Here is a 10,113-nt window from a genome sequence, read left to right as displayed (position 1 = left end):
CGGTAGATGTCAACCTGTGTGGAGTCATTTTGTGGCGGGTTGGGGTCCGGTGGAGTTGATTCCTGACCAGTTCGGGGCGGGTGGGGCGGTTGGTGGTTGGCGGAATCGGTCTGGGTGTTCGGTGTAGTAGGCGTCGAGTGCTTGTTGCCGGCGGCGGTGGGTTTCTCGCCAGGATCCGTCGTGGACGTCGTTGGGTGTGTAGAGGCTGATGCCGCTGTGGCGGTGGTGGTTGTTGTACCAGTCGGTGTAGGTGGTGACGTAGTTGCGGGCGTCGTTGAGGGTTTCGAAGATGCCGGGGAAATGTTTGCGGTGTTTGAGGGTTCGGAACTCTGACTCGGAGTACGGGTTGTCGTTAGAGACGCTGGGACGTGAGTGCGATTCGTTGATCTTGTTGTTGCCGAGCATGGTTTTCATGGCATCGGAGCGCATCGCTGATCCTGAATCTGCGTGTACCCATTGGGGTTTGGTTCCTTCTGTGGTGAATGCGGTTTCGAACATTTCCACTGCCATGTAGTCGAGTTCACGGTTTTCGACGCGGTTGGCGATGATCTTGCGGGAGAAGATGTCGATGATTGAGTACACCTTGAATGCTTGTCCGCGGTAAGGGGCTTTGAAGTCGGTGATATCCCAGGACCAGATTTGGTTCGGTCCGGTGGCCAGCAGTACGGGTTTTTCGCGGGGCCCGGTTTTGGTGCGGTGGGTTTTGACTGGTCGCTGTGATTGTTCCAAGGCTGCGGCGTAGCGCCACCAGGTGCGGCGTGAGCCGACTGTTATGCCCTGGTCCCAGGCGGTGGCGTAGGCCTGGTCGACGGAGTCGCCGCGCGTCCAGGCCCGTAGTACGTGCTCCTCGATCGTGGTGATCTCGGTCAGATTCAGTGCGTGTGGTTGGTGGCGTTGGGGGTGTGAGATCGGGTTGCTCACCCGGTTTCGGGGGCGTTGGCGGTATTGCCAGGTTGACCGTGAAATATTCAGTACGGCAAGGGCTTTGCGTTGGCTCATCCCGGGTAGCTGTGCAAGTAGGGTGACCAGCATGTTTTCGGAGGTCAGGAACTGGGTGGCTCGGGTGGAGTGGGGGTGTCGTCGGGCGTGTGCTCGCTCCACTTGTGCATGAGCCCGATAGCTTTTCCCAACGCGTCGTTGGCCGCTCGTAAGGAGGAGTTTTCCTCGTGGAGTTCGGCCAGTTGCGCGTCGTGTTCGCGTTGTTGTTGGGTCAGGAGTTTTTCCAGATCCTCAAGTCGAGCAGGGTGGCTGGTCATTCCTCGAGTCTTGCGAGGTACGAGGTCGCGGTCAAGGTCGCCGTGGAGATAGGCGCTGCGCCAGCGTGCTAACTGTCGGAGGCTGAACGGTTTGTCCTGCAGCCAGGCGGTCTTGCTGCCGTGGCGCTGTTGGAGGTAATCGAGGACGAACTCTCGTTTCTCATCGGTGGTGAAGGCGAGCATCGGGCTTCCTCTCGGTGCGGTGACTCACCTTGAGGCTGACACGGAGGGCACGCCAGCATTTTCGGCACGCTCGGCGGTGATTTCGGCACGCTCGGCGGGGGGTCAGGTGCGGCGCAGCAGGACCACGCCGCCATCGCGGTCGATGACCCGGTACTGTCCACCGGTTTCGATCTTCTTCAGTTCCTTTCGGACACCGTCGGGGCTGGTGGGGAACATGTTGTAGGTGTTGGTGTCGACCATGATCCATTGCGGGACGGAACGGTCACGATCGAGCCGCGGGAACAGCGTCACCTCATGGTCCGAGACAAGATGCGGCGCAACATTGTTGGTTGCTGCCACCGATTGTCCCTCCGGGATCTGGCGGGCCAGGGACTCCACCGACTGCGCAGCCGTGGCCGGGGTGTAGAAGTCGCGCTCGGCGAGCCGGTGCAGCGGACCACCAGCGGTCAAAGCCACTGCGATCACCGCGGCCGCGGCGGCAAATCCGGTGATCACCCGCCGCGACCGGCCCTGCCTGCGCAACGACATCAGCGCATCGATCATCGCCACGAACATGATCGGCATCAGGATGGCGTCGTAGTGGTAATCGTCGGACCAGTACAGATGGTTGGTGCTCCAGAACCGCCACGCGATGGTCGGGACCGCTATCAGCGCGATCGGTGAACGAACAGCCAGGAACAGCGTGATCACCAGTAGCATGAAGGCCGTCGACGCGCGGGCGTCTCCGGCGGCAAATCCGAGGAGGAACGCCCGGACACCCTCGGCCGGGGACTCGGCGAACTTCGTTCCGTAGGAATAGTCGGCGCTGCTGAACGCCGGCACGAAAACCTTTGTCGCCAGGATGGTCCAGACCACACCCCACACCGCGGTCGCAACCGCCCAGCGATAGGCCTGCGGGCCGCATCGCCAGGCAACCACGGCCGCAAGCACCGCGACGGTCAACCCGAGGTCTTCTTTACAGAACACCAGGGGCAGCGCGTAGAGAAGCGCAGCGCGCCACCGTTCCTCGACGAGGGCGACCACACTGAACGCCAGCAGCGGCACGGCCAGAGCGATCTCGTGGAAGTCGAAGGCCAACGCATGGGCAATACCCCAGGACAGTCCGTACGCGAGCGCGATCGAAGCACCGACGACAACACCCAGTTGCCTGGTTGCCAGCCGCACGATGGGTATGGCCGCCAGCGCGAAGAGCAACGCCTGGACCACCAACAAGGTGATCGGTGTCGGGAAGACCCGGTAGACCGGCCCGATGAGGGCGATCCACGGCTGGAAGTGATCGCCCATCAGGTTGATGTCTGTGCCTTCGAGAGGCACGATCGGCGCTTCGAAACGCCCGTAGGCACTGACCGCCTGGGTGAAGATGCCCAGATCCCATCCGGTGTATCCGAGTCGCTCGAAGCGCCTGACCGAATAGAGGATGTACACGATCGCCAGCCCGGCGAAAGCGCCGAGTGCCACCACCCACGGCACATTCCACAGCCGTGGATCGATGAACTGTTCTCGCCTGCTCCGGAGGGGCGAGGTTTCACCGAGCCCTTCTCCGGCCACGTCATCGGTGTCCGCCACCATGGATGAAGACATTTTGCCACCGTAGCGCGGCTCGTCGCCCTACGCCGGTGCCATGACGATCAGTCCGGCAGCATCGGGACCTGCATTCCACTGTCGCGGCCGAGGAGCACTGCCCGGGTCACCGACCCGGCACCGAATCGGTCCCGCAGACTGTCGACCGTGATATCGAGCTTCTCCTGATGGTGTTCTTCAAAGGGCAACGCCAACTGGACGACCTCGGTGCCGGACAGGTTGGTGAGCGAGACACCGAGCAACGTGCAGCCCTTTTCCTCGATCATCGGCATCGCCGCATCGAGGATCTTCCGCGATGCGGTCATCAGGACATCGGTGCGATCGGTGGACTCGTAGAGGGTGTGCGACCTCGTGGCCCGGGTGAAATCGTCGAACCGCAGTCGAAGGACAACGGTGCGCGTGAGGCGGTCGGCTTTACGGAGCCGCTTGCCGAGCCGGTCGATGATCCCGACCAGCGTGGCCTCGAGCTCACCGGGTGACTTTGCGCGACGGCCCATCGCGCGCTGGGATCCGATCGAACGGCGACGACGCCCGACCTCCACCCGCCGCGGGTCGCGGGCCATCGACAGCGCATACAGATGCCGGCCGGCGCCACCGCCGACGAGTGAGGTGAGCAGCGCTTCACCGACCGAGGCCAGATCGCCCACCGTGCGCAATCCCGCATTGTGGAGCTTTTCCGCGGTCACCGCACCCACGCCCCAGAGCCGTTCGACGGGTAGCGGATGCAGGAAATCGAGTTCGGTGCCGACCGCGACCTCGAGAAGTCCGTCGGGTTTGCCCACCGCACTGGCCACCTTCGCCAGGAACTTCGTGCTCGCGATCCCCACGGTGATCGGCAGCCCCACCTCGGTCGCCACCCGGGCCCGCAGGCGCGCGCCGATCTCCAACGGCGAACCGCTGATCCGACGCAGCCCGCCGACGTCGAGAAAGGCCTCGTCGATGGAGATCCCCTCGACGACCGGCGTGGTGTCCCGGAAGATCTCGAAGACGGCATTGCTCGCATCGCTGTAGGCCTCGAACCGCGGCGGCATCACCACGGCCCGCGGACACATCGCGAGTGCTTCTCTGCCGTTCATCGGTGTTCGGATCCCGAAGGCCTTCGCCTCATAACTGGCGGCGAGCACCACCCCGCCGCCGACGATCACCGGCCGTCCGCGCAACTCCGGGTGGTCGCGTTGCTCGACCGAGGCATAGAACGAGTCGAGATCGGCATGCAGGATGCTCGCCTGTTCTCGTTGCTCAATCCGGGACACGAACATATGTTCGCATACGGCTCCGACAATGCGCGCCATGTCCGATTCGCCGATAGGGTCATCGCCATGACACGAACCAGGATGTGCCTGGCAACACTGGCGGCTGCCGCCGGACTGACCCTGGCGTTGCCGGCCACCGCCACCGCTGCCACCCCGGCGGACGTGAAGGTGTCCGTTGAGTCCCGCGGCGACAATTTCGGGTTCAAGCTCTCCCTGTGCCCGGTGACCGCCACCAACGTCGGTGGGACCACCGCTTACGACGTGAAGGTGTCAGGATTCTCGCTCGAGGGGACGCAGTTCACCATCCCCGAACTCGCCCCCGGCGAATCGGAAACGCGAGTCGTCGGGTGTGGACTGGGAATTCCGGTCTTCGGCATGGCGGTCCCGTCGGATTGGAACATCCTCAACAACTTCGCGGCGTCCTGGCGGATTTTGCCCAACCTGTCATGACGCAGGGGGCCGGCTCATCGACCGTCTAACGCCGACGCTCGAGGGCCGCCGACACCACGATGCCGGCGACCACAACCACCACACCGGCGCCGGCGGCGATCAGGCCGACGGTCTGCATGCCGTCGACCACCTTGTCGACGATGAGTTCGGCGACCTCGCGCGCCGAACCTTCCGCCCCGGAGATCTCGTCTCGTGCCCGACGCTGGGCGAACCCGCCCAACAGCCAGGTCAGCGCGCCTCCGACGATCACACCGAATCCGATTGCGGCAATGACCAACCCGCGTCGTCGCGCCACCACCAGCGCGCCGAGCCCCGCGACCACCGCGACCACCAACGACCCCACAGCGATGTACCCGATCTGGTCGCCGAGTTCGTGATAGCGACCCGCTTCCAGACCGGATCGCGCCGAGTCGCTCAGCGGGACCTCGATGGGCCCGGAGATCTGAACACCGCTCAGGAGTTGGTCGTTGATGACCCGGTTCACCATCGGGGTCAGGTTCAGCGACATGACCTGGCCCTCGTCTTCGGGTTTCGCCTGTTCGAACAACCAGTCGTGTTGCTGATTCATCGCCTCGACGAAGTCGGGCTTGAAGTTGCCGCTGCGGGTATACGCCTCGGCGAGTGGGCGGATCAGCCCGGTCGGGATCAGCGGCGCAGAGGCGGACACCTGCGCGGTGATCTCGTCGGCGATCTGTTCTTGGACCTTCGAGTTGTCGGCGAGCGGGGCAACCATCTCGCTGAAACCGTCACGGTCGACGAGATTGGAGTTGACCCAGAATGCCGGCACCGCAATGGCGGCAGAGACGATCGCGACTAGACAGAGCACCGCAGCAAGGAAGGAACGCACCGACCCAGGCTACCGATCGATCGGCCCAAAACCCGGGAAGCTCCTACTCACCGATGATGTCGCGGGCACGACCGACGATCAGCGGATCGGGACGACCGACGATCTCGTCGTCCCGGTCGTCGTAGTCGTACAGACTCAGGACGTGCCGCATCGCACTGAGCCGGGCGCGCTTCTTGTCGTTGCTCTTCACCACGGTCCACGGCGCATGGTCGGTGTCGGTTCCGGCGAACATCTCCTCCTTGGCCGCGGTGTACTTGTCCCATTTGTCCAGGGAGGCAAGGTCCATCGGCGACAGTTTCCACTGCCGGACCGGATCGACCTGCCGGATCGCGAAGCGGGTGCGCTGCTCCAACGGCGACACCGAGAACCAGAACTTGACCAGTTTGACGCCGTCATCGATCAGCATCTCCTCGAACAGTGGAGCCTGCCGCAGGAACTGTGCGTGCTGTTCATCGGTACAGAAGCCCATGACCCGTTCGACGCCGGTCCGGTTGTACCAGGAGCGGTCGAACATGACGATCTCTCCGGCCGCGGGCAGATGCTGCACGTAACGCTGGAAATACCATTCGGTCGATTCCCGCTCGCTCGGCTTCTCGAGTGCGACCACCCGCGCGCCGCGTGGGTTGAGGTGTTCCATGAATCGCTTGATCGTGCCACCCTTGCCCGCGGCATCACGGCCCTCGAAGACCAGCACATGTCGCTGATTGGTTGCCTTGATCCACTTCTGGAGCTTGAGCAGCTCGATCTGCAGCAGCCGCTTCTCCAGCTCGTACTGGTCACGGCCCATGCGTTCGTCGTACGGATAGTCCTCACGCCAGGTGTCGATGACGTTGCGCCCGGGCAAGGTCAGCAGCCGCGGGTCGTCGTCGTCGCGGTCGTCGACCAGGAACTGGGTCGTGTCGGCGAGGTCGACGATCTTTTGCAAGGCCTCACGACCGGCGACGACACTGAAGTCGGGCCCCACGTCGGGGTGGTCGGGTCCAAAATCCGAAAGGCGCAGTATCTCGTTCACCGATTCAATCTAGTCTGATTCACCCGCTGCCAGGTGTCGGCTTTGTGAACCCGGGCCGACGACACCGCGTCGACGATCTGCCGATACACGAAGAGCGGCACCGTAAGCGGCACCGCTCTTCGTCTGGGAGGTACGGGTCAACCGATCCGCACCGTGACCGGTGTCATCGGGGAGTCGACAGCCAGAGGCCGCCGGCTCCGATGCAGCCCTGGCCGGTGTTGGTGTCGACCGCGGCGGCAAAGCTGCCGGTGCACTGTGCCCCAAAGGGTCCGGAGTACGCGGTGCCGCCCCACCCGGCGATCGCGATCGAGGTGCCGCCATCACGCGCCTGAGTGACCGACATGCCCCCGGGGCCGGTCGTCACCGCGTAACCGGTGCCACCGGATATCGCCCCGGACAGGGCCGCGGCCCCGGCTTGCAGGTTCAACGCGTTGGCGTTGCCACCGGTGTCCGCCGACGCAACCGCGGTGCCCGCACCGCTTTGATCTGTCGCCCGAGCCATGCTGCCGGGACCCGCCTTGGCGCCACACCCGCCGTTGCCCTCGACCCGAATGACGTTGTGCCCGTTGGACACCTCGCATATCAACGGGTCCGCCGATGCGGTACCCACCCCGGCAAACCCGGCCAGCGCCAGCGCTCCGGCACCGACCAACCCGGCTGCGGCAACCCTGGATCGAGAAGGCGAGCAGACACCAAAAATACTTGCACTGAACAAGTTTCGTCCTATCAAGACTGTCAACGGAATCATCAGACCCGCCGATTCGAGGCCCACGAAAAGCCGGCTGCAACATTGCGCGCCGGCCACTAGGGACAGACCATACTCCCCCGCCCGCCATTCGCACCCGGATTTGATGGCAACACTTCGGTCACAACATCGGACACCGACACCGGGGGCCAACCCGGCCGATTCCGTGGCGCATCAGTGTAATTTTCTCCCCATGGCCGTGAACGCAAAGACCGAATTCGACATCGACGCACCACCCGCGGTGATCATGGAGATCCTGCTCGACGTGGAGTCCCTACCCGACTGGTCGGGTCCGCACAAGAAAGCCGAGGTCCTCGAAGAGTACGACGACGGCTCCCCCAAGAAGGTGCAGCTCGAACTCCAGGCCCTCGGCATGACCGATCACCAGTTGCTCACCTACTCGTGGACCGAGAACACCTGCACCTGGGATCTCATCGAGGCCGACCAACTGTCCCACCAGCACGGTCGGTACACGGTGACCCCCAAGGGAGACGGGTCACACGTCGTGTTCGAACTCGAGGTCGACCTGAAGATCAAGCTCCCCGGACTGCTCGTCAAGCAGGCCCAGAAAACCGCATTGAACACCGCCCAGAAAGGCCTCAAGGACGAAGCCAAGCGCCGACTCGCGTGAATCGGCGACCTGGTTACTTGGCCATCCAGAGACGGCGGCGCACGACTCCGCGCATCGCCTCGACCGCATTCGGCGAGAGCTGCTCCGGTGGGCTCTGCTGCAAGATGTCGTTCACGGACGCAAAGTAGTCGCGGTCCGACATCCCGAAGCGCTCATGAATTTGGTCGGATGGCCCGCCGCCGAGGGCGTACCACTGGACTTCGAAGTCCAACATCTCCTGCGAATCCGGTGCCAAAACCCGCTCCTATCGATCCTGTGACACGTGTCACTGATCAGTGACTGTAGTCACAGGGTAGCGCGTGGCGCCAGGGGTGAACCTGTAGAAATCACAAGAATCGAAAAGGACCGTGCCGACCGGCCACAACGCCGAATCACGCGTGCCTCTGGGCCAATTGGGCGATCCGGTTGTCGCGGTCGGCGGCGTGGTGGGCCAGCATCGCCAGGCGTGCCCCGTCCCGGTCGCGGTCACGTACGGCCGCGAGGATCTCGTGGTGTTCGGCGATCGGGCGCTCGAACGCGCCGTCGGAATGCGAGGGCTGCCACGGTGCGCCGAGTTTGATCTGGGCGTCCAGCCGATCGAGCAGATCGGTCATAGTCCGGTTGTGCGCCGCCTCGCGCAGGGCCGTGTGCCACTGCCGCAACGCGAGGCGGACATCAACCGGATCGGCCGGCGCCGCCGACCGATCCTGCGCGTCCTGGAGCCGAAGCAGATCGACGTCGGTACGACGCTCGGCCGCCGCCGACGCAACCGCCGCGTCGAGCACGGCCTGCGCTTCGAAGAGCTCCAGCAATTCGTCGTCGCCACGCTGGGTGATCATGAATCCGCGGCGGACCGGTTCGATCAGACCGTCCTGCGCCAGCAGGGCCAGCGCTTCCCGGACCGGGGTGCGGGAGACCTCGAACTCCTCGCTGAGCGCACCCGGGATCAACGGACCGTCGACGGAGTAGACGCCGGCCAGCAAGTTCTCCCGAAGCCGGCGGTAGATCCCGTTTGCGTGGCTGTCCATCAGAGCTCGTCGAACCTGGGCAGCAGGTGCTCTGCGACCTGACGTGCCTCGGAGGCCAGCGGCCAACCGGCCAGGATCAGCGACGTGATGCCGACGGCATCCTTGAGTCGGCGCACGGTGCCGGTGATGGAGTCGGGGTCGCCGACGAAATAGAGTGCCGACGAGCGCGATCCGAAGATGTCCAGGGGTGACCACGCGGTGATGCCCGCGTACAGACCCTCGTCGACCTGCAGTTCGGACGGCTCCGGAAAACGGTTGGCCCGCAGGGCCTCGACCCAGCCCTGTCGCTGCGCGTCGGGGGCGGTGTAGGTGAGCAGGCTGTGCTCACCGCCGGTGCGCTTCTTCACCGCGACATCGAGGGTGTCGCGCACCGCGTCGATACCGGCGCCGGTGAACACCGTGTAGAACTTCTCGAGTGCCTCGGCCGCATCCGGGCGCACGATCACACCGCCGAGTGCACCGATGGAGTCGAACTGTCGACCGGCAGCCGAGACCGCAGTCCGTGCGGCCTCGATCCTGGGTGCCAGCTCACGCGCCGGACGCAGCATCGTGAGGTAGTTGTGGATGGTCGCCCCGGCGTGCTCGAGGCCGGCCGGCGAATCTCCGGTGCCCCACAGGTCGATGACGTCCTGGGTCGGCTCGATGCGGACCGGCGAGTTGTGGAAGTTCGAGTCGGTTCCCGCGCGGTAGTGCTCGAGCACCTCGGCCCAGTACTTGGTGCTGCGCGCATACCGGTCGTCGTGGTCGGCTTTGACACCGTACGGGCCGACCCGGTCATCGGTGCCGTTGATCACGTTGATGTCGAGACGACCGCCGCTGAAGCGGTCGAAGGTGAGCGCCTTCTCGGCGAAGGCCTTCGGTGGGACAACACCTGAATAGGTGGCGACCAGAAAACGCATCCGGCGGGTCACGGCTGCGGCGAACGACGCCGAGGTGAAGGGGTCATTGGGCCAGGTGGCCACCAGCGCGCCGTAGAAACCACCGTCGTCGATGGCCTGGGCGAGTTCTCGGTAGTGCTCGAAGTCCGGCGGGTAGAGCCGACCCGGCGTCCACGGGTAGTCGCCATTCGCCGTGGTCAGGTACCAGAGTGTCCGGAAGCCGGCGTTTCCGCCGGAATCGATCGAGGCCATTACTGCACAGATCCCTTC

The 10,113-nt window shown here is 64.4% G+C and carries 12 protein-coding genes; 2 read left to right on the top strand and 10 right to left on the bottom strand.

What is annotated here, in order from left to right; translation table 11 throughout:
* Nucleotides 1–24: 24 nt before the first annotated feature.
* The 4 genes from AC51GT_RS21275 to dinB all read right to left on the bottom strand — a co-directional run bounded on the left by AC51GT_RS21275 (nucleotide 25) and on the right by dinB (nucleotide 4,279).
* Nucleotides 25–999, bottom strand: a complete 975-nt coding sequence (locus AC51GT_RS21275) for a transposase (RefSeq protein ID WP_496329362.1) — start codon at nucleotides 997–999, stop codon at nucleotides 25–27.
* A 44-nt stretch (nucleotides 1,000–1,043) separates the two neighbouring features.
* Entirely contained in the window at nucleotides 1,044–1,439 is a 396-nt protein-coding gene (locus AC51GT_RS21270) for a hypothetical protein (RefSeq protein WP_496324071.1), read from the bottom strand.
* Between the two features lie 102 nt (nucleotides 1,440–1,541).
* Nucleotides 1,542–3,020 carry a DUF2079 domain-containing protein gene (locus AC51GT_RS21265; protein WP_496330076.1) on the bottom strand — a complete coding sequence of 493 codons (1,479 nt, stop codon included), beginning with the start codon at nucleotides 3,018–3,020 and terminating at the stop codon, nucleotides 1,542–1,544.
* A 47-nt stretch (nucleotides 3,021–3,067) separates the two neighbouring features.
* Nucleotides 3,068–4,279: a DNA polymerase IV gene (dinB, locus tag AC51GT_RS21260; RefSeq protein WP_496330081.1), complete on the bottom strand. Its 1,212-nt coding sequence runs from the start codon at nucleotides 4,277–4,279 to the stop codon at nucleotides 3,068–3,070.
* A gap of 60 nt (nucleotides 4,280–4,339) precedes the next feature.
* On the opposite strand from dinB, the gene AC51GT_RS21255 reads away from it, so the two are divergent.
* Nucleotides 4,340–4,723: a hypothetical protein gene (locus AC51GT_RS21255; RefSeq protein WP_496330075.1), complete on the top strand. Its 384-nt coding sequence runs from the start codon at nucleotides 4,340–4,342 to the stop codon at nucleotides 4,721–4,723.
* A gap of 25 nt (nucleotides 4,724–4,748) precedes the next feature.
* On the opposite strand, the gene AC51GT_RS21250 is transcribed toward AC51GT_RS21255, so the two are convergent.
* The 3 genes from AC51GT_RS21250 to AC51GT_RS21240 form a co-directional block, all read right to left on the bottom strand.
* Entirely contained in the window at nucleotides 4,749–5,570 is an 822-nt protein-coding gene (locus tag AC51GT_RS21250; protein WP_496330074.1) for a hypothetical protein, read from the bottom strand.
* A 43-nt stretch (nucleotides 5,571–5,613) separates the two neighbouring features.
* Nucleotides 5,614–6,582 carry a polyphosphate kinase 2 gene (gene ppk2, locus AC51GT_RS21245; RefSeq protein WP_496330073.1) on the bottom strand — a complete coding sequence of 323 codons (969 nt, stop codon included), beginning with the start codon at nucleotides 6,580–6,582 and terminating at the stop codon, nucleotides 5,614–5,616.
* Between the two features lie 163 nt (nucleotides 6,583–6,745).
* The gene (locus AC51GT_RS21240; protein WP_496330072.1) at nucleotides 6,746–7,297 is read right to left on the bottom strand and encodes a DUF6764 family protein; all 552 of its coding nucleotides are present in this window, start codon (nucleotides 7,295–7,297) and stop codon (nucleotides 6,746–6,748) included.
* A 223-nt stretch (nucleotides 7,298–7,520) separates the two neighbouring features.
* Between AC51GT_RS21240 and AC51GT_RS21235 the strand changes: the two genes are divergently transcribed.
* Entirely contained in the window at nucleotides 7,521–7,958 is a 438-nt protein-coding gene (locus tag AC51GT_RS21235) for an SRPBCC family protein (protein ID WP_496326943.1), read from the top strand.
* Nucleotides 7,959–7,971: 13 nt separating this feature from the next.
* Here the strand turns inward: AC51GT_RS21235 and AC51GT_RS21230 are convergent, their stop codons facing one another.
* The 3 genes from AC51GT_RS21230 to AC51GT_RS21220 form a co-directional block, all read right to left on the bottom strand.
* Nucleotides 7,972–8,172 (bottom strand): DUF3263 domain-containing protein, encoded by a 201-nt coding sequence (locus AC51GT_RS21230; protein WP_496326958.1) that lies wholly within the window; start codon nucleotides 8,170–8,172, stop codon nucleotides 7,972–7,974.
* A gap of 157 nt (nucleotides 8,173–8,329) precedes the next feature.
* Entirely contained in the window at nucleotides 8,330–8,965 is a 636-nt protein-coding gene (locus tag AC51GT_RS21225) for a GntR family transcriptional regulator (RefSeq protein WP_496326942.1), read from the bottom strand.
* Nucleotides 8,965–10,095: an LLM class flavin-dependent oxidoreductase gene (locus AC51GT_RS21220; protein ID WP_496326941.1), complete on the bottom strand. Its 1,131-nt coding sequence runs from the start codon at nucleotides 10,093–10,095 to the stop codon at nucleotides 8,965–8,967. The genes AC51GT_RS21225 and AC51GT_RS21220 overlap by 1 nt, the downstream gene beginning before the upstream one ends.
* Nucleotides 10,096–10,113 lie beyond the last annotated feature (18 nt).

The sequence above is a fragment of the Williamsia sp. z34 genome (assembly GCF_059553395.1).
The sequence above is the reverse complement of the archived record's forward strand: the minus strand, read 5'-3'. Positions and strand labels throughout refer to the sequence as shown.

Bases quoted from the DNA above. Each gene is read 5' to 3' on its own strand.
- AC51GT_RS21275 (WP_496329362.1), bottom strand. From the start codon at position 999: ATGAGCCAACGCAAAGCCCTTGCCGTACTGAATATTTCACGGTCAACC.
- AC51GT_RS21270 (WP_496324071.1), bottom strand. From the start codon at position 1,439: ATGCTCGCCTTCACCACCGATGAGAAACGAGAGTTCGTCCTCGATTAC.
- AC51GT_RS21265 (WP_496330076.1), bottom strand. From the start codon at position 3,020: ATGTCTTCATCCATGGTGGCGGACACCGATGACGTGGCCGGAGAAGGG.
- dinB (WP_496330081.1), bottom strand. From the start codon at position 4,279: ATGTTCGTGTCCCGGATTGAGCAACGAGAACAGGCGAGCATCCTGCAT.
- AC51GT_RS21255 (WP_496330075.1), top strand. From the start codon at position 4,340: ATGACACGAACCAGGATGTGCCTGGCAACACTGGCGGCTGCCGCCGGA.
- AC51GT_RS21235 (WP_496326943.1), top strand. From the start codon at position 7,521: ATGGCCGTGAACGCAAAGACCGAATTCGACATCGACGCACCACCCGCG.
- AC51GT_RS21230 (WP_496326958.1), bottom strand. From the start codon at position 8,172: ATGTTGGACTTCGAAGTCCAGTGGTACGCCCTCGGCGGCGGGCCATCC.
- AC51GT_RS21225 (WP_496326942.1), bottom strand. From the start codon at position 8,965: ATGGACAGCCACGCAAACGGGATCTACCGCCGGCTTCGGGAGAACTTG.
- AC51GT_RS21220 (WP_496326941.1), bottom strand. From the start codon at position 10,095: ATGGCCTCGATCGATTCCGGCGGAAACGCCGGCTTCCGGACACTCTGG.